The sequence below is a fragment of the Mycolicibacterium llatzerense genome (assembly GCF_000878195.1).
Lineage (GTDB): Bacteria > Actinomycetota > Actinomycetes > Mycobacteriales > Mycobacteriaceae > Mycobacterium > Mycobacterium llatzerense.
Genome location: NZ_JXST01000012.1, coordinates 24,580 through 43,144, shown reverse-complemented (window position 1 = coordinate 43,144; position 18,565 = coordinate 24,580). Strand labels below are relative to the sequence as shown.

Here is an 18,565-nt window from a genome sequence, read left to right as displayed (position 1 = left end):
CATCTGTTTCACCCGGGTGTTGTCTCGAACCAGAAGTCGGGAGGCAAAACCATGACGATCGACCACGACGCAACCGGCGTCGAACGCGCGCGTGACCGCGACGGCCGGCTGTCGCCGGCCTTGCGCAACCAGCGGCCACTACGTCCGGATTCACTGGTCTGGAAATACTTCGGCGATCACCGCCTCAACCTCCTGCTCGGCCGAGCGGGGACTACCGAGAACATGTATCCGCAACTCGGGCAGGCAGTTTCGGACCACTCCGTCATCTTCACCGATCTGTTCGAACGGGTACGACGATCCCTCCCGCCGATCGCCAACACGGTCTACGGCGACGCGCCCACCAAGACCGGACTGCAGATCAGGAACTTTCACAAGCCGCTCGCGGGCACCATGTCAGATGGCTCGAAATATCACGGAACCCCTTACGTGGGTTTGGATCCCGAGACGTTCTACTGGGCACACGCCACCTTCATCGATCAACTTCTCACTGGCGTCGAGAGATTCATCAAGCCACTCACCCTCCAGGAGAAGGAACAGATCTTCGCCGAATCTCGGGACTGGTACAGCCTCTACGGTGTCGACGACAGCTTTCAGCCGCGGACCTACACAGAGTTCGTCCAGTATTGGGACCGCGTCGTCGCCGACGAGCTGGTCGGCAACACCAAGGTCGCGCAGTACACCGTCGGATACATCACCAAGGGCCTCTCCCGGGCATTTCCGGTACCGAAGCCGATCCCGCCCCTGTTTTGGAACCGGCTGTTGGCACCGGTGCTGGACCGGGTCGGATCCTTCCTCGGCGCCGGCGGGCTGGACCCAGCGCTACGAGACAAACTCGGCATCCCCTGGTCAGCCCGCCAAGAAGCCCGATATCGCCGATTCTGTGCAACGGTCAGGGCCCTCGGCCCTGTGTGGGAACGCCTCGCGCCGGTCTGGATGCGCTACATGAAACAAGCGGTTGACGGGTTCGAACGCGAGCACGTGGACCCACGAACAATCACTGCGCGGCCGCGCGCCATCGACGATTGAGGAGATGCGATGCTCAAGCTGCAAATGGCCGACGTACCCGCCGGATCGGGCTTGAAGCCGATTTACGGCACCTGCATCCCTGGCATGGTCGAACAGATCATGATGCTGCGGAACCAGGAGAAGAGCACTCGCAAGCAACTCGAACGATTCGGTGACATCACTTACAGCACGTTCTTCGGCCGGAACGTCGTCTCAGTGATGTCTCCCTCGGGGGCGCAGACCGTTACCACCAATCGCGACAAGGCTTTTGCCAACGAGCCGGCATGGGACTTCCTGATCGGTGTGGCGTTCCGGCGTGGCATCCTCCTGATGGACTTCGATGAACACCGGCATCATCGGGCGATCTTGCAGCAAGCATTCACGAACACCAACCTCAAGGGCTACCTACAGGAGATGCAGCCCGTGATCGCCCAACGGGTCAACCGATTGCCAACCGGGACAGTACGTCTGGGCGACGAGTTCAAAGCGATCACCCTGGACGTGGCGTTGGAGGCCTTCGTCGGCGTCAAGCTGCCACGCGAGGATGCGAACAAGGTCAACGAGGCCTTCATGCATTGCCTCGAAGGTTTGTCTGCACTGGTGCGCCACCCGATCCCGGGCGGCAAATGGCGTCGCGCCGTCGAAGGTCGGAGAGTGCTCGAAGAGTTTTTCTATCAGCACCTACCCAACAAGCGTGCCACGCAGACACCCGACTTGTTCTCGGTGCTGTGTCACGCGGAATCCGATGACGGTCACACATTCACCGATCAGGACGTCGTCAATCACATGATCTTCGTGCTGTTCGCCGCGCACGACACCTCCACCACCGCATTGACCACCATGGCGTACCACCTGGCCAGGTACCCACAATGGCAGCAACAGGCCCGTGAACAATCGTCGACGCTAGGTCCCGAAGTCGGATACGACACACTCGACCAGATGAACGTGCTCGACCTCGTGATGAGAGAGTCGCTGCGCCTGAACCCTCCGGTTCCCACCATCGTGCGGGAAGCACTGCGGGACACCGAGATCGACGGATACTTCATCCCGAAGGGCACATTCGTGTCGGTCACACCCCGCGCTGTTCACCTCAACCCGGCCGTTTGGCACAACCCCAATCATTTTGATCCCGAACGCTTTGCACCCGAACGCCACGAGGACAAGGTCCATCGATTCGCCTGGATTCCGTTCGGCGGCGGAGTGCACAAGTGCATCGGGCTGTACTTCGCGCAAATGGAGATCAAAACAGTCATGCACAACCTGCTGCGCAACTACGACTGGTCCGTACGCCCGGACTACCACTGGAAATTCGACCCGACCACCCTCGGCATGCCGAAGGACGGATTGACGGTCGAGCTGCGCCGCCTTCAGTGAAAGATCACGGCGGGCGCCGTCAGCGTCGTCATCGGCCGGCGCGACCCGACCGCCCCGCCTAGCCCTTGGTCACCTCGTCGATCACCTCGGAATACCACTCGAACAGCTTGATGCGTTGCGGTGCATCGATTTTCAGCAGCTCCGCCCAACAGGCGGCCACCTTCGCGCGCGCCGCGGCACCGATCCACGGCTGTGGCAACAACTCCGGCGGCAGTAGTGGATCGGGCTCGACGGCGCGGGTGAACTCGGCGGCCAGCTCGATCGCGATGGTCTGGTGCCGGGTCGGGGTGGCATCCGACAAGGCGAGCAGTGCGCGTTCCGCGACGGCGAGCAGCCGTCGGTGCCGCTCGGCGATCTCGTCCAGCGGCCAGAGATGAGCGGCGAGGGCACGGGGCTCGATGAGGTCGCCGACGGCCAAATCCGCAGTCGTCATCGTGGTGACGTGCTCGGAGATTCCCAATTGCTCTGCCGCTGCGGATATCTCGCTATCCCAGTCGTTCGGGGAGACGTAGAGGCCGCCCTGAATGGCGGCACCGCCGAGGCGAACGATGGCGTCACGCATCGCATCACGCGCCGCCCGGACCGACTCCGGGACGGCGAACGCCACCACGTGCCAGCGCCCGTCCCACGGAGCATCGCCCCGATCCTGGGCGTACATGAACCGGATGTAGTCGCGATCCGGCGTGATGGTGCTGCGCAGCTCATCGGTCGCGCGCAGCACCGCCTTTCGGCCGCGCCCGTCCTGAGTGAACTGACCGTCTGCGACCAGCCGCTTGATGCACAGCCGCACCTGCTGGTCTGTCATGCCGAGCTCGCCCGCGACGTCATACAGCGCACCGGCGTCGATGGTCGCGTCGTCCCGCAGCATGCTCTCGACGAGGGTGCGGGTTGGCACCTCGATGGATGGGTCTTCCAACGGTCAGCTCCTTGCGCCCGCGGCACAACCGGCGGGGTTTCCAAGTCTAGGCACGCTCGTCCCGTTCGATGACGACCAGCGGCCGGTCGGCCGGCTGATCGAGCTGGCGGGCGAGGTCCGCGAAGAACCGCCGCGCATCGATGACAGCATCGGGCGGATGTACCCCGGGACGTCGCGCCGTGCCGTCGACGATCTGCGAAAGCCCCATGGCGAGCGGGATTCCGGTGGCCCGGGCCATGTCACCGAACAAACCCGCCGCGGTACCGGACAGGTCGAGATGGGTCAGCACCACGTACTCGCGTCCGGAACTGGCGCCGGACACCGCGGCGAAGAACGGCGGTAGCGTGCCCGGTCCGTTGCTGCGCAGGGACAACGGGACAGATCGCAAGTAGCGCAACAGGTTCGGCTTCGCGAACTGCAACGCTGCTGTCTCGTGGGTCAATCGGCGCCGGTCGATGTCGCGGCGCAGCACGTCGAGATAGGCCAGTGTCTGCGGCCGGATCACCATCAGGTTGACGGCCTCGCCAGTCAGCCCGAGCGTCCGCCGCAACGTGATGGGCTCGGGGTGACCGATCGAGTATGCGGTGCCGTGGCGGCCGCGCGGCAAGGTCAGCCCGATCGGGCGCAACGGGCGCTCGAACGTCAACTGCCCGGCCCGGACGGTACAAATCTTGCCGCTGCTCTGCAGCATCCAGTGCACGGCCGCCGCCGAGGGCCGCCCGTCCGGGCCCAACAGCACCTCGCCGCCGTTGTCGCCGGTGCCGGGTACGTCCACCGGCCACGCGGTGTAGACATCGCGCACCGTGTCGAGTTCGGCGGCCGCAGTCGCGGCGAGCAGATTGCTCACGCCCGGGCTGGCCCCCATGCCGATGACGGCGCAAACGCCTGCGGCACGGGCGGTTTCGTCCAGTTCGAGCATCTGCACCGTCGGTTCCCAGTCGTCGCAGATGTCGACGTAGTGCGTCCCCGTCGCGATCGCGGCCCGCAACACGGGGACCCCGAAGCGGTAGTACGGCCCGACGGTGTTGACGACGAGGTCGGCCGGCTCGAGCGCATCGCGGAGAGCCGCGTCGTCGGTGACGTCGACCTGGGCGGCGCTGACCTGCACCGGGGTGTCGGCGAGTTGTCCGCACAGCCGGCCGGCGGCGGCGCCGTCGCGGTCCGCGATGACGATCTCGTCGACCCCGGGCAGCTGCGCGGCGAGCCGGACCGCGACGGCACCCATCGCCCCTGGGCCACCCAGCGCGAGAATCCTCATCGGGCCTCCTTGGCGGCCGGTAGTTCCTGGACGTAACGCCGGAGGTTGTCCAGGTAGCTGGGTGCGTAGATCTGCCGCGGCGCGAAAGTTCCTATCGCGTAGGCCTTTACGCTAGTGGGATTGCGTTCCAGGTCGCCTCTGGCGAGGCTGTGTGATGCGTGCGGATAGGTCTGGACCGTCAGCAGCTCCGGACGTACCAGTTCGCGGTAGGCGCGCTCGGTTTCGGCCACGTCGACGTTCAGATCGTCCTCTCCGAGCTCCAGCAGCACGGGGACCGCGAGGCGCGGCAGCGTGGCTGTGACGTCGGCGCGGTAGTTGCGGGCTACGAAGCCCCAGCGGTCCGCGGACATCGGCGACGAGTCGATGTGCGCCACGCGGTACTGGCGGTAGGTGGCGCCGTTACGCAGCAGCTGGTTCGTCCGTTCCCGGCGGTCCAGCGCCGCGGTGAGTTCCGACTGCGGCGCCTGCCGCGCCCGTAGCTCGGCCCGCAGGTTGTATTCGCCCTGGCGCAGCCAATTGATCGCTGGGCCAACCAGAATCACGAACTGCAGGTCGGGTTTGCGCACCGCCACCTCGGGCACCACCCAGCCGCCCTGGCTGATGCCCCAGACTCCGATCCGGTGCGGATCGATGTCGGCCCGGGTGCGGGCCCAGTCGATCGCGGCACTTGTCTCGTCGGCCCGGTCGGCCATGCTCTGGTCCAGCCAGTTGCCGGGAGCGCCACCGATGCCGGGCTTGTTCCACGACAACGACGCGTAGCCGGCCCGCGCGAACGACTCCCAGATGGGGCGGTAGACCGCGTCGCGGCTGGCGTCGGCGGGCCCGTCGCCGTGCACGAACACCACCAGCCCAAACGAACCCGACCCGGTTTTCGGCCGCGCCAGTACACCGTCGAGCGGCTGCACCGGCCCGGGGATGGTGACGTGCTGCTCGCGGATCGCGAAGTTGTTGGCGTAGAGCACCCAACCGCCCGCCGAGAGCAGCACCGCGACGACACAGCCCAGCGTGATCAGCGTGCAGCGCACCCAGCCAGGGCGGCGAACACATTCGGAACTATCATTCATGCAACGATCGTAGCGTGATTGATAGTTTCTTCGCCCGTGGCTTTCGCCACATCCGCGTCTAGAGACTCATCGCGAGCAGACGCAAAACTGTCGATTTCGCTCGAAGTTCGACAGTTTTACGTCTGCTCGCGGATCAACTGAACTGCGCGTGCAGCTCGGGCAGGAAGCCCGCGAGGTGGTTCATCTCCTGCGCGCAGTGCACGAGCAGATCCCGCGGGCGAGGCAGCTGACGCGCAGCAAGTACCCGAAAAGCGTGGTCCGCCAGGGACTTACCAGCACGGAAACTGACGTGCTGGCCGCCCATCCAGAATCGGGAGCGCATCTCGGCACCATCCGGCGTCGGCCGCACCTGATGCACCAGCCACCCGATGTCGACCGGGATGTCGGCCGAACCCAGCCGGGCCGCGATGGCCAGCCCCGCGTGCCCTTGGGACGCCGGGTCGACGAATTGGATTGCCACCGAACTGAGCGCCGACCCGAGATACTCCTCGACCAGCGACGTCCGGCCGACATAGGCGAGGTCGTCACGACCGTCGCGCCATTGCGCCGACACATGCGCCCGGGGATGCCAGAGTTTGTAGCGGCGCGGATCGCAGCCGTGCCAGCCGAACCACCAGTCCCACATCTGCGGCGTCACTCCCGGCATATCGGTGCGCACGGCAACGGTGTAGCCGCCGTCCGACAGGCTGCCGTACCCGTTCTCGGTCTGCTGATAGCCGTCCTCAGCCAGCGGTTCATCGAAGTCGGGCAGCACCGGGCCGGCCTGCGGCCCATGCTCGAGCGCCTGCACCACATGGCGGGGCAGCGCCGCCATGTCCGGGTTGAAAAACCTGCCGAATGCCGTATCGGCGTCGTCGTCGCGATAACCCAGGTAGCTCATGTCCGACCCATCCACGCGTAGAAGCGACCGTCCGGGTCATATTGTGCGCGCACAGCGTCCAGTCGCGCCATGGCCGCATCGGTGGCGAACCGGGCCGGACGCGCCCCCAGGTTCTCGTCGGCCAGCTGTATCCCGGTGGCCAGGTGGGACATCGCCGCCATATTGGACCGGGCCCAGTCTCCGTACTTGTCGTCATCGGCGGGATCGGCCCAGCCGGAGTAGAGCGCGAGATAGACCTCGTCTTCCAGGCTGTACGCCATGTCCTGACGGGCGGGCGACGGCCCCCAGTTCAGCCAGAGGAAATGCGACGGGTGCGGCGGCATGGTCTCGAGGATGTTCCGCACACCCGGCAGCAGTTCGGTCGCCGAGGCCGACGTCCACATGTTGTCGGCGACGTAGCGGTGGTCACTCAGGTAGTTACTCATCACCGCCTCGTACCAGCTGGGCAGGTTCGTCGGCGCGTATGGCACGGCCATCAGGGCCTGCGCCCGCGCCGGACACGTATCCAGCAGTGCCACCGCATCTTTCGCTTCGTCGTCAGTATCGGCGAACACCGGCGAGGCCAGCACGATGCCGGGCGCATCCAGACCCGAACTCGGCATGGACCGCGAGGCGACGATCTGCAGCTCCACCCGGCGGTCGACGTCGGCGCTGATCGCGCGGGCCCATGCGTAGATCTCGTCGGCGGCCTCGAAGGGGTAGATGTACAGGCTGCTGCCGCACACCGGCGGCTTCGGGTAGAGCCGCAGGTGAAATGCCGTCACCACACCGAAGAACCCTGGGCCGGATCCCCGTGCGGCCCAATATAAGTCGGGGTGATGCTCGGCGTCGCAGCGGATGTGCTCGCCGTCGGCGGTGACCACGTCGAGCGCCAGCACGCTTTCGCACGCCGGCCCGAGCACCCGGCTGTTCCACCCATAACCACCCTGCAGCAGGTAGCCACCGAGCGCGACACCCCGGCAGTGCCCGGACGGGAAGAACAAACCCTGCCGTTCCAGTTCGGTCGCCAGCACGCTGCCGCCCTTGCCCGGGCCCACGACGGCGATCATCGCGTCGCGATCGACCCGGCAGACATCGAGCCGGCTCACGTCGAGCAGCATGCCGCCGTCGCGTAGATGGTTGGCCGCCCAACTGTGCCCACCGGAACGGATGCCGACAGACAGGCCGTTCGCGCGGGCATACCGGACGGCCACCACCACGTCGGCACTGCTGGACGCTTGCACGATGATGTCCGGAAAGCGCTGTGGCACACGCGCATTCCACACCGTCGCGCGGCGGGCCTCGTCATAGCCCGCATCGGTGCGGCGGAAATGTCGGACCTCGGCCAAAGCTGTCACCGCGATTCCTCACGCCTCGATACCCACCCTCACCGAAACGTAGCACCAGGAATTGGCCGCTGCGTCAGTTTGGCAATGCGGGACCCTCCGCCCGAGCACAGACCTGCCCGCCGGCCGAGCTGCTGAGGCTCGGCTGGTGGGCAGTCTGCCGGGGGACCTACCTACGCCAGGTAGCGATCACCCGTGCCGGTCCGAGTTGCGCACGCGCATCCCGAAGTACATCGCGTACATGCCCAGCACCGCGACCAACACACCGCTGATCACGTGCGACCACATGACGCCGGCAGTGGGTCCGCCGCCATAGATCCATGGTGAAATCACCAGCCACACACCGAGAACCGGCAGTGTCCAGGTCATCCCGTGGGTCCGGTCCAGCGCGCAGCCGAAGCACATGGCCAGGAACCCGATGGTGCCGCCCACGATCAGCGCGTTGACTGTCAGCTTGGCGGAGGCCTGATAGCCGACGATCTGCGGCGACATCGCGACGTAGACCGCGGTGAGCAGGGTCAGCCCGAAGGTCGCCTGCGCCGCCATCGATTCGGCGACGCGGTCATAGCGGGCCCGCAGCGCCAGGATGTCGGGGTGTTGATCGATCGATGAATGGACCGTAGTCATTTCATACCCCTTCCGTTACGCGGCAAGGGGTTCGGCCTCGCCGCACCCATCCATCACTGCCCAGGTTACGCGGATTTGGCGCATCGAGAGCGGCCGCAGCATGGCAGAGATGTGCCGGCCCGATCGCGGCATGCGACGGCCCTATTCGGCAACCAGCACTGTCCGCTCCCCGACCGGATTGCTCAGCGGCACAATGATCTTGCCGGGCATGATCATCATGGTGCAGACCATGCGCTCGCGGTCAGACCGGCGGCCGGCCGTCAGCGTGACCACCACGGACTGGTCCGTTTCCTGCACGGCGGCGTGCACCCCGTAGCAGTCGGGCGATCCGACCGAGATGTTCAGCGCCAACGCGGGTTCCGGGTCCAGCCGGCTCCAGGACTCGGCCGTCAGCGGGTGCGCGTCCAGGATCGCCGGATCGTCGACGAACGTCGTTCCGCGCGACACGGGCGCTTCCGGTAGCGGCCTCGGATCGGCCGATGCCGTCGGCGCGACACCGACGGCCAGCAGCAATCCCGCCACCGACGTTCTCAGCCCAGCCCCGACCACTACTCTCCCACCCGGGCCACGGCGAAACCGTCCCAGCCCTTGGTGCCGACGGTCTGGATAGCGGCGGCCTGCAGCCGCGGGTGGTTGCCCACGAGCTCCAGCATGTCGCGCACTCCGCGGGCCTGCAGGTCATCAGCAGCTGGTTCCAGCACCCGGCCCATCCTGGTCACGTTGTCGACGACGATCACCGCGCCCGGAACCGCCAGCCGCACCGCCCATTCCACATAGGCGCTGTTGTTCTCCTTGTCGGCGTCGATGAAGAAGAAGTCGTACTGCTCGCCGCGCTCCGCCAGTTGCGGCAAGGTGTCCAGGGCCGCGCCGACCAGCACCTCGACCTGATCGGCGATGCCGGCAGCCTCGAAGTTGGCCCGGGCAATGTCGGCATGCCGAGCGTCATATTCCAGCGTCGTCACGCGGCCTGCCGCGCCGACGCCGCGCGCCAGGTTGATGGTGCTGTAGCCGGCCAACGTGCCGATTTCCAGCACCCTGGTGGCTCCGCTGATCGTCGCCAACAGCGACAACAACTTTCCGTGCTGCGCGGACACTTCGATCGCCGGCATCCCGGCCGTCACCGCAGATTGGCGGGCTGCAGCCAGCGCCTCGTCCTCGGTGCGCAGCACCTGGTTGAACATCTCGTCAACAGTCTTCGGATCTGGTTCCGTCACAAAGCCAGGCTAGCGTGGGCGGAACCCGTCGGTGATCGGCCGATTCGGGCTCGCGGCAGACCCCCGACGACTTAAATGACGCCTATGTCGAATCACTTCACCGGGCTCAGCTTGGGCCCGCCGCTGGGCGACCAGCGCCTGGACCTCTGCGATCTGTACGCCTTCCAATCCCCGGCCGACCCGGCCCGCACGGTGCTGATCCTCAACGCGAACCCCAACGCGGATGCCCTGCACCCGGATGCCATCTATCGGCTGGCCATCGACAACGACGGCGACCTCTGCAACGACATCGCCTTCAGCTATGTGTTTTCCGAGCCCATCTCCGGCCGCCAGACGGTCGACGTATATCTCGCGACCGGCGCGGACGCCGAGTCACCGGAAGCGGTGGGCGACAAGATCTTCGAGGGCGTCGAGGTCTCATTCGGCAAAGAGCCCGTGATCGCCGAGTCGGACGGATATCAGTTCTTCGCCGGCGCGCGCAGCGATGCCTTCTTCTTCGACTTCGACGGCATCAAGAACCTGTTCGACATCAGGGGTGGCCGCAATTTCACCGCACTCCATCTCAGCGGCGAGTTTCCTTGGACCGGTGTGGATTCCAACACGCAGGCCAACGTGTGCTCGATGGTCCTGGAACTGCCGACTGCGCGACTGGGGGCCGCACCGGACATCCGGATCTGGGGCCGCTGCAGCGTGCGCCGGGACGGCGAGCTGCTCCATGTGGACCGCGCCGGGCATCCGTCGGTCAGCAGCTTCTTCAACACCGACGACACCAAGGAGGAGTACAACGCCAGCTTGCCGATCCATGACCGCGACCGCTGGCTGCCCATGTTCGTCCACCTCCTCGGACACACCGGTGGTTACTCGGACGAGGAGGCCGTCGCCGCTGTCGACGCCGAGGGCATCCTGCCCGACATGCTGACGTTCAACCCCGCCGAACCGGCCAGGTATCCGAACGGGCGGGTGTTCACCGACGATGTGATCGACTACCGCCTGGCGTCACTCACCAAGGGCGAGTGCCCGCCGTCGGGCCTGAGTCCACACACCGACGTGCTGGACGTCTTCCCGTATCTCGGCCCGCCGCACTGATTTTCGGTCGTTCGATGCCCGCGAGCGTGCGCGAAATACACGCCGAACACGGCGCGTTGTCGGACAGACACGCACGCTCGCGGGAAAAGGTTAGCGCACGCCCTCTTTGGCGTAGACCACCCGCAGCACGTGCCCGACCTCGGGACCCATGACCACGTCGGCCAGGTCGCAGAACGTCGCGGTGAACGCCGGCCCGTGTGGCGGCACCGCGGCAGAGAGGTGGTGCGCCACCTCGTGCAGCACCACCAATTCTCTTAGTGCCCAGGTTGTTTGGCGTTCAGGTACCGCGATGACCGCGCCGCCGTCACCGGCTTCGTAGTGCGCGGCCGTCACGCCCCGACGGGCCCGCACGGCCACCGCACCGGCGTCGGGCCACTGCGCCGCCACTGCCGGCATGGTCAGCACCTGGTCGACGTAGCGCCGCACCGCGTCGACGGATCCGAAGCGGGCCTCGGGCGGCAACGTCAGCTGAGCTCCGAAGAACTCGACCGCCCGGTTGCCACGCTCGGACGCGCGATCGAACAACGTGCGCACGAACTGCTCAGCGGCATACACCGCGGACCGTTGGGCGTCCCGGCTCATCGCTCCACCGGGTCACCTCTCCAGGGCAGTACGCGCACCGGAAAACTCGGGGCTCGGCCCCAACCGCGCCCGGCGCCCGGCGCGGTCCCCGGCCTGTCGCGCCGCCGATGAGTAGCCGGCAGACGCGCTCGTCGCCCGCCAGCTACCGCGCGCCTGCGAGGTCTTCTTGTAGAACGAGACCAGCTCAAGGTCCTTGTTGCGCAACGCAACCGCGGTCCCCGGCCGATCCGCGCGCTCGACCGTCGCCGCTTGCCGGGCCTCGTCCCGCGCGTCGACCAGCCGTTGCCCGACCCGCGCACCGAACGCCAACTGGAAATTGAGCCGGGCGGTGATGGTCGGCGTCGGCCGGTGCGCACCGGTCGCGAGATACGCGTCCGACGACTTGACCATCTGCACCACCACACTCGCGTACAAGGCGTGCGTGGCGTCGATGTCCTCGGCGAACCCGTAGGCGTAGACGAACGTCGAATTGGACGCGATGTCGCATTTCACGTCGTTGGCCCGGGCGATCAACACGAACAACTGCACGAACGTCCGCAGCCCCCGGGTGCCGGCCTCCCCGATGGTGACGGTGCGCTGCACCGGCTCCTGCGCCGCAGTCCGGGTCGCCGCATGCGACCGCGCCACAGCGAGGTCGATCGATGTGGTGGTGGCCAGCCGCTGCGCGGCTGCCATGAATGCCTCGGCTTCGTGCTCGTTGTCGGTGTTCTCGGCCTGCCGCAGCAGCGCCGCGATCCGGGCCAACATCTTGTCGTCACTCATCGTACCAACTACCTTGTCCAACAAGACCTTTCAGATACATAGTGCTTGTTTCATCCCCCATGGCGGCAGTGTACGACTACCGGCCGACAAATCCGTCCAGCGCGCTGACCAGCTGCGGAGACAGGGGCGCCTTGTTGGCGTAGTTGGCGACGTTGTCGCTGGGATCGTCGCGCAGGACGTGGCTGACGCCCTTCAGCGGAACCACGGTCAGCGCAGTGTGCGCCAACGCGGCGATCAGCGGCTGCTCCGCTTCACAGAATGCCTGCACGTCGGAGTCGGAACAGGTCAGCAGCACTGGGGTGCCGTTCGGGACCTTCGCGGCCAGCGCCAGCGGGTCGATGGCGTCCGCCTCCAGCACCGCCTTGGCGTTGGCGGCATTGAGGATCGCGCTCAGACCCTCGGGCAGCTTGGCCGGCGGGGTGCCCGTGGCCCGCGTCGTCGCGACCGCCACCGCCCAGTCCGCCATCACCTGGTCAGCTTGCTGCCGGGTCTTGGCCCCGGCCTTCACGTCGGCGTCGACCGAGGAGCGCACCCGATTGGTGATGACGTCCAGATACCGGCCGGCCAGCGGCTGCAGCAGCGCGAGGGAATGAACCTTGGGAGCACCCTCGCTGGTGTCGGTGGCCAGCGCCAGCGCATGCACGGTGCCTTCACCCAAGCCGTACACCGAGATTCGTGACGTGTCGGTGCCCTTTTGCGTGGACAGGAACCGCACGGCCGCCTTCGCTCCGGCGGTGTAGACGGCGCTGCCCACGTCCCGCAGGTTCTGCGCGTGCGGGCCCACGCCGGTCTTGCCGGTGCCGACCTTGTCGTAGCGCAGGCTGTCGACGTTCTTGCCGGACAGGTACTCGGCGAGCTGCCGCATGTTGCCGACCTTGCCGGCGACGGCGTTGTCTCCGTTGCGGTCGGTCTGGCCACTCTCGGAGATCAGCAACACCGACGGGGCCGCGGCGGCGCCGGGGACATGGCGGTAGCTGCCGTGGATGGTCAGCCCATCGGCGACGAAGCTGACGTCCTCATCGACCCAGTCGGTTCCCGGGGTGGTCGAGCCACACGCGGCGACCGCCAGCACCGTCAGCCAAATCAACAGGCGGAAAACCCATTTCACGGGCACACTCCGGTCATAGGCGCACTTCGATCCAGCTGACGACGTCGTCGAGCACCACTGCCCGCTCCGGCTCGTTGAACACCTCGTGGTACAGCTCCGGATAGACCTTCAGTGCGACGTCGGAGGAGCCGACGCACTCGACCAGCTTGCGGCTGCCGGCGACCGGCACCAGCTTGTCGTCCTCACCGTGCACCACCAGCAGCGGTGCGGTGAGGGCGGCGGCGCGCTGCGGCATGGTCTCGCCGACCTCGATCAGCACCTTGCCCACCCCGGCGGGCACCTTGCCGTGGTACACGAGCGGGTCGGCGTTATAGGCCGCGACCACCTCGGGATCACGCGACACCGCGTCGAATGGCAGGCTCTCCGCGGGCAGCCCAGGAAGGATGGAGCCCAGCAGCTTCGCCGCCAGCGCCAACGGCAGGCTGACCTGGGACCGGGCGTCGACCGCGGGCCCGGACAGCACCATGAGGTGGTAGTCGTCGGGGTGCTCGACGCCGTACGCGAAGACGATCCCGCCGCCCATGCTGTGGCCGAGTACGACCCGCTTGAGTTCGGGGTATTCGGCGGTCGCGATGCCGACCAGGTGGTGGAAGTCCCCGGTGTACTCGGAGATGTCGCGGACCACCACGCGCTTGCCGCCCGAGCGGCCGTGGCCCCGGTGATCGAGCGCGAACGTGATCAGCCCGGCCTCGCCGAACCGCTGCGCCACATGGTCATACCGGCGGGCGTGCTCGCCGAAACCGTGGGACAGCACCACCACGCCCGTCGGGTCGGTATTGGGCACCCAGACGTCGTAGACGATCTTGGTGCCGCCGATACCGTCGAAGCTGCGTTCGCTGCGGGTGGTGGCCATGCAGAGACAATATCTGGGGTCTGCCGTCGGCGCGTCCGTCGCCGTCGCGACTCCCGCCGGATGTCACACCCCCTGCGTACCCTGGGTCAGGTGAGTGTCCTCAGCGAATCCGGTGCAGCAGACACGTCGTCCCGGTCCCGCGATGCGTTCCTCGCCGACGCGCAACGGCACCGACGCGAGCTGCTGGCCCACTGTTATCGCATGACCGGTTCCCTGCACGACGCCGAGGACCTGGTGCAGGAGACCTACCTGCGCGCCTGGAAGGCCTACGACAACTTCGAAGGCAAGTCGTCGGTGCGCACGTGGCTGTACCGCATCGCGACCAACACCTGCCTCACGTCGCTGGAGGGCCGTCAACGCCGGCCACTGCCGTCCGGACTCGGCCAGCCGTCGGCCGATCCGCAGGCCGAGATCACCGAGCGCACCGACACCGCGTGGCTCGAGCCGCTACCCGACGTGCATGACGCACCGGGTGACCCGCAGACCATCGTCGGCTCCCGCGAATCGGTGCGGCTCGCCTTCATCGCTGCGCTGCAACACCTTTCGCCGCGGCAGCGCGCAGTACTGGTGCTGCGCGACGTCCTGCAGTGGAAGGCCGCCGAAGTCGGCGAGGCCGTCGGAACGTCCACGGCTGCCGTCAACAGCCTGCTGCAGCGGGCCCGCGCCCAACTAGACGCCGTCGGCCCCAACCAGGACGACGTGCTGGTCGCCCCGGAGTCCGACGAGGCACGCGACCTGCTGGCCAAGTACGTCAACGCCTTCGAGTCGTACGACATGGACGCCCTGGTCGAGCTGTTCACCGCCGACTCGGTGTGGGAGATGCCGCCCTTCGACACCTGGTACTCCGGCCCGCGGGACATCGTCGAGCTGTCCCGGTTCAAATGCCCCGCCGAGCACCCGGGCGACATGCGGTTCGTCGTCACCACCGCGAACGGGCAGTCCGCCGCGGGCATGTACATGCGCAACCCCGAGACCGGCCGGCACGAGGCGTTCCAGCTGCACGTGCTGGACATCAAGCCCGACGGCATCTCGCACGTCGTCGCCTTCATGGACCCGACGCTGTTCGAGAAATTCGGGCTGCCGCCGCACCTCTGACGGCCGCCTGAGTGCGCGCCCGTCGTGGTTTCCGCACGCCTATCTACAGGGCCTGCGCACTACTGCTGCTAGTTTTCAGCCCACTGGCACGACATGTTCTGATGCCATATATGCGCTGGTAGAGCGCCTGCCATAGCATCTTTCTGGAACGTGTTCTCGATTTGTGGCTATGATCTTCGTCATGAAGACCAAAGGTGCTCTGCTGTGGGAAGTGAACTCCCCGTTCCAGGTCGAGGAGATCGACCTCGGTGACCCCGTCGCCGACGAAGTACAGATCCGGATGCATGCCGCTGGCATGTGCCACTCGGACTACCACCTGACCACCGGCGCCACCCCGATGCCGCTGCCCTGCCTCGGCGGGCACGAAGGCGCGGGCGTCGTCACCAAGGTCGGCAAGAACGTCACCGGTATCGAAGAGGGCGACCACGTCATCCTCGCGTTCATCCCAGCCTGTGGCTCCTGCCCGCCGTGTATGAAGGGCTTCCGTTCGCTGTGCGACCGCGGTGCCGTCCTGCTGGGTGGCAAGTCGATCGCCGACGGCACCAACCGCATTCACGCCCGCGGCAAAGAGGTCGCGGCCATGAACCTGCTGGGCACCTTCGCGCCGTACATGACCGTCCACAAGGACTCGGTCGTCAAGATCGACAAGGACATCCCGTTCGAGTCCGCGGCCATCATGGGCTGCGCGGTGCCGACCGGCTTCGGTTCGGCCACCAACGTGGCGCAGGTTCAGCCCGGTGAGTCGGTCGCCATCGTCGGTGTCGGCGGCATCGGCATGAGCGCGCTGCAAGGCGCGGTGATCTCCGGCGCCAAGCACGTCATCGCCATCGACCCCAACCCGTGGAAGCGCGAGCAAGCGCTGAAGTTCGGTGCCACGCACGTCTACCCGTCGATGGCCGAGGCCATCGCGCCGATGATCGACCTGACCTGGGGCCTGATGGCCGACAAGGTGATCATCGCCGTCGGCGAGATGAAGGGCGAGTACATCGAAGAGGCCATGATCCTGACGGCCAAGACCGGCACCTGCGTCGTGACCGGCATGGGCTCGATGATGGACGCCGACGTCAAGATGAACCTCTTCCTGTTCACCATGTTGCAGAAGACGTTGAAGGGCAACATCTTCGGTGGCGGCAGCTCGCACATCGAGACCCCGCGCCTGGCCGCGCTGTACAAGTCCGGTCTGCTGAACATCGACGACATGATCACGCGGACCTACAAGCTCGAGGACATCAACCAGGGCTACCAGGACATGCTGGACGGCAACAACATTCGTGGCGTCGTCACCTTCGACGAGTCCGACTGGTAACTGCTTCTCGCGAGCAGACGTAAAACTGCCCCTTTTCCTCGGAGAAGGGGCAGTTTTGCGTCTGCTCGCGGCTATTCCTGCGGCGGGCTCGCTGGCGAGGCAGGAACTTCCGGAGCGGGCCGGTTGCGCCGCGAACCGGTCCACCTGACGAACCCGTAGACGGCCCCGCCGAGAACCGCGAGTGGCAGCAGCCACGGCAGCAGGAACCCGAGGGCCAGGACCAGGTGAGAACCGAAGGCCCACAACGTATCCCAACCATGTTCGATCTGTCCGAAGAACCCGTGATAGCGGACCGGAGCGGGGCCGCCCTGACGCTCGGCAGTGATCTGGACGTCGACGGAGCTGTAGGTGATCTGGTCGCGGAGCGTGTCGCGCTGTGCCTGCAGGCTCTGCAGCTCGGCCTGCCGCGACGACAGCGCATCCTCGGCCTTGATCAACGCATCGGGATCCTTGGAGTCACGCATGATCGCCAGCAGCCGGTCCACCGACGTCTTCAGGGCGGTGATCCGAGCATCGAGGTCGACGCGCCGTGCGGTGACGTCGTCGGTCTTCACCTCGAGCGTCTGGACGGTCCCGAGCGCCTTGAGTGAGGCCAGCGCGGCGTCGAGTCCGTTCGCGGGGACCCGCAGCACCAGGTGGACGCTCGCCCGGCCGGACGTCGACCCGGCGTCGTCGGAGCGCTCGTCGACGCGTCCACCCGCCTTGTCGACGAGCGCAGTTGCCTTGTCCGCCGCGGCCGCCGGGTCCACGGCGACGAGGATCAACGATGCGGTCTTGACGACGTCCCGAGCCTGATCGACGGGCGGCGCAGGCGCTTCCGGGGCCCCGCCCTTGCTGGCGATGCCGCTCGCGTCCGGGGCGCCGGCTTTGAGTTGTGCGGTCGCCGGCGCGCTGGAATCGGCATGCCGACCGTTGCCGCCACATCCGGCGACGAGCCACAGCGAGGCGATCAACAGAGCGAGAAAAGCGACCGGCCGGAACCTCGTGCGCGTCATGCCATCCCAGCGTACGCAGCGTTTCACAGGATTTCCGTGGCGAATGTGCAGCCAGCGCGTCCCGCAGGTCCCCGCCACTGCGCAACGACTTCGCCGAGCCTGACCACAGGGCGAATTTCGGCGCGGCTTTCCGCCGTCAGATCAGGCTCGCGCGACTGTCGTGTCGAACGCGACTGCACGGCGCGTTCTGCGCCGGTTTTCCGCCACCTGGTTGCGTTCGAGACGCTTGCGCCCAAAACAAAAACCCCCAATCACGTTGGAGATTGGGGGTTTTCGTAAGGTCCGGGAAGAAACTACTTCGGAGGCATCCGGATGCCGCCGTCGACGCGGACGACCTCGGCGTTCATGTACGAGTTGGTCAGCAGCTCGACGACCATGGAAGCCAGTTCCTCGGGCTTGCCCAGGCGGTGCGGGAACAGCACGGACTCGCCGAGCTTGGCTTTAAACGCTTCGGAGGCCTCTCCTTCCCCGTAGATCGGGGTGTCGATCAGGCCGGGAGCCACGGTGTTGACGCGGATGCCGACTGCCGACAGGTCGCGCGCGACCGGCAGGGTCAGGCCCACGACGCCACCCTTGGACGACGAGTACGCAGCCTGGCCGATCTGGCCGTCGAACGCCGCGACGCTGGTCATGTTGACGATGGCGCCACGCTCACCGGCCTCGGTGAAGTCGTTCTTGCTCATCTGGGTGGCGGCGATGCGGATGCAGTCGAAGGTGCCGACGAGGTTGATGTCGAGGACCTTCTTGTACAGGTCCAGGTTGTGCGCCGACTCGAACTCGCCGTCCTTGCCGATGGTGCGCTGGGCCCAGCCGACACCGGCCGAGTTCACCAGGGCGCGCAGCGGGCCGAGGTCAGCGGCGGTCTTGACCGCGTCGATGATCTGCTCGGTGTTGGTGACGTCGACGGTGACGAAGACGCCGCCGATCTCCTTGGCGAGCGCCTCGCCCTTTTCGGCCTGCAGGTCGGCAATGACGACCCGGGCACCCTTGGCGGCCAACTGACGGGCAACAGCCGCACCGATTCCTGACGCGCCGCCGGTGACGACCGCGCTAGCTCCATTGATATCCACGCCGACAGCGTATGCGAGGCCAACCACTCAGCGGGACGGACCTGG

General features: G+C 66.6%; 19 protein-coding genes. 5 read left to right on the top strand and 14 right to left on the bottom strand.

Translation table 11 applies throughout. The features are described from left to right. The first annotated feature begins 51 nt into the window (after window positions 1-51). Both TL10_RS10450 and TL10_RS10445 read left to right on the top strand, forming a co-directional pair. On the top strand, window positions 52-1,026 hold the full coding sequence (locus TL10_RS10450) for an oxygenase MpaB family protein (RefSeq protein ID WP_043985607.1): 975 nt from the start codon (window positions 52-54) through the stop codon (window positions 1,024-1,026). A gap of 9 nt (window positions 1,027-1,035) precedes the next feature. Beyond that, entirely contained in the window at window positions 1,036-2,379 is a 1,344-nt protein-coding gene (locus tag TL10_RS10445; RefSeq protein WP_043985606.1) for a cytochrome P450, read from the top strand. A gap of 58 nt (window positions 2,380-2,437) precedes the next feature. Here the strand turns inward: TL10_RS10445 and TL10_RS10440 are convergent, their stop codons facing one another. The 8 genes from TL10_RS10440 to TL10_RS10405 form a co-directional block, all read right to left on the bottom strand. Then, on the bottom strand, window positions 2,438-3,247 hold the full coding sequence (locus TL10_RS10440; RefSeq protein WP_082067918.1) for a PaaX family transcriptional regulator C-terminal domain-containing protein: 810 nt from the start codon (window positions 3,245-3,247) through the stop codon (window positions 2,438-2,440). A gap of 94 nt (window positions 3,248-3,341) precedes the next feature. Then, window positions 3,342-4,553, bottom strand: coding sequence for a saccharopine dehydrogenase family protein (locus TL10_RS10435; RefSeq protein ID WP_043985604.1), 1,212 nt, complete (start codon window positions 4,551-4,553; stop codon window positions 3,342-3,344). Further along, complete coding sequence (locus TL10_RS10430) at window positions 4,550-5,617, bottom strand: alpha/beta hydrolase family protein (protein WP_043985603.1); 1,068 nt, start codon at window positions 5,615-5,617, stop codon at window positions 4,550-4,552. The genes TL10_RS10435 and TL10_RS10430 overlap by 4 nt, the downstream gene beginning before the upstream one ends. Window positions 5,618-5,750: 133 nt before the next feature. Beyond that, complete coding sequence (locus tag TL10_RS10425) at window positions 5,751-6,497, bottom strand: DAPG hydrolase family protein (protein ID WP_043985602.1); 747 nt, start codon at window positions 6,495-6,497, stop codon at window positions 5,751-5,753. Beyond that, window positions 6,494-7,834 carry an FAD-binding oxidoreductase gene (locus TL10_RS10420; protein WP_043985601.1) on the bottom strand — a complete coding sequence of 447 codons (1,341 nt, stop codon included), beginning with the start codon at window positions 7,832-7,834 and terminating at the stop codon, window positions 6,494-6,496. Before TL10_RS10420 ends, TL10_RS10425 begins: the two co-directional genes overlap by 4 nt. A 177-nt stretch (window positions 7,835-8,011) precedes the next feature. Further along, window positions 8,012-8,449, bottom strand: coding sequence for an SPW repeat protein (locus TL10_RS10415; protein ID WP_043391206.1), 438 nt, complete (start codon window positions 8,447-8,449; stop codon window positions 8,012-8,014). Between the two features lie 141 nt (window positions 8,450-8,590). Next, complete coding sequence (locus TL10_RS10410) at window positions 8,591-8,971, bottom strand: hypothetical protein (RefSeq protein WP_131630717.1); 381 nt, start codon at window positions 8,969-8,971, stop codon at window positions 8,591-8,593. A 26-nt stretch (window positions 8,972-8,997) separates the two neighbouring features. Further along, window positions 8,998-9,630 (bottom strand): O-methyltransferase, encoded by a 633-nt coding sequence (locus tag TL10_RS10405; RefSeq protein ID WP_043985600.1) that lies wholly within the window; start codon window positions 9,628-9,630, stop codon window positions 8,998-9,000. Between the two features lie 117 nt (window positions 9,631-9,747). Here TL10_RS10405 and TL10_RS10400 point away from each other — a divergent pair, with 117 nt between their 5' ends. After that, on the top strand, window positions 9,748-10,749 hold the full coding sequence (locus TL10_RS10400) for a DUF4331 family protein (protein ID WP_043391210.1): 1,002 nt from the start codon (window positions 9,748-9,750) through the stop codon (window positions 10,747-10,749). A gap of 90 nt (window positions 10,750-10,839) precedes the next feature. On the opposite strand, the gene TL10_RS10395 is transcribed toward TL10_RS10400, so the two are convergent. From TL10_RS10395 to TL10_RS10380, 4 genes are all read right to left on the bottom strand, one after another. Further along, on the bottom strand, window positions 10,840-11,331 hold the full coding sequence (locus tag TL10_RS10395) for a TIGR04338 family metallohydrolase (RefSeq protein WP_043985599.1): 492 nt from the start codon (window positions 11,329-11,331) through the stop codon (window positions 10,840-10,842). A 12-nt stretch (window positions 11,332-11,343) separates the two neighbouring features. Beyond that, a complete protein-coding gene (locus TL10_RS10390) occupies window positions 11,344-12,093 on the bottom strand; it encodes a DUF2786 domain-containing protein (RefSeq protein ID WP_043391212.1) in 750 nt (249 codons plus the stop codon). A gap of 76 nt (window positions 12,094-12,169) precedes the next feature. Then, entirely contained in the window at window positions 12,170-13,201 is a 1,032-nt protein-coding gene (locus TL10_RS10385) for an alpha/beta hydrolase family protein (protein WP_043985598.1), read from the bottom strand. Window positions 13,202-13,214: 13 nt separating this feature from the next. After that, complete coding sequence (locus TL10_RS10380; RefSeq protein WP_043985597.1) at window positions 13,215-14,054, bottom strand: alpha/beta hydrolase; 840 nt, start codon at window positions 14,052-14,054, stop codon at window positions 13,215-13,217. Between the two features lie 60 nt (window positions 14,055-14,114). Here TL10_RS10380 and TL10_RS10375 point away from each other — a divergent pair, with 60 nt between their 5' ends. Together TL10_RS10375 and TL10_RS10370 are read left to right on the top strand one after the other, a co-directional pair. After that, window positions 14,115-15,149, top strand: a complete 1,035-nt coding sequence (locus TL10_RS10375; protein ID WP_043985596.1) for a sigma-70 family RNA polymerase sigma factor — start codon at window positions 14,115-14,117, stop codon at window positions 15,147-15,149. Window positions 15,150-15,330: 181 nt separating this feature from the next. After that, window positions 15,331-16,455: an NDMA-dependent alcohol dehydrogenase gene (locus tag TL10_RS10370; RefSeq protein WP_043391875.1), complete on the top strand. Its 1,125-nt coding sequence runs from the start codon at window positions 15,331-15,333 to the stop codon at window positions 16,453-16,455. A gap of 71 nt (window positions 16,456-16,526) precedes the next feature. On the opposite strand, the gene TL10_RS10365 is transcribed toward TL10_RS10370, so the two are convergent. Beyond that, window positions 16,527-17,450: a DUF4349 domain-containing protein gene (locus TL10_RS10365; protein ID WP_043985595.1), complete on the bottom strand. Its 924-nt coding sequence runs from the start codon at window positions 17,448-17,450 to the stop codon at window positions 16,527-16,529. Between the two features lie 293 nt (window positions 17,451-17,743). Next, on the bottom strand, window positions 17,744-18,520 hold the full coding sequence (locus tag TL10_RS10360; protein ID WP_043985653.1) for an SDR family NAD(P)-dependent oxidoreductase: 777 nt from the start codon (window positions 18,518-18,520) through the stop codon (window positions 17,744-17,746). Window positions 18,521-18,565: the final 45 nt, after the last annotated feature.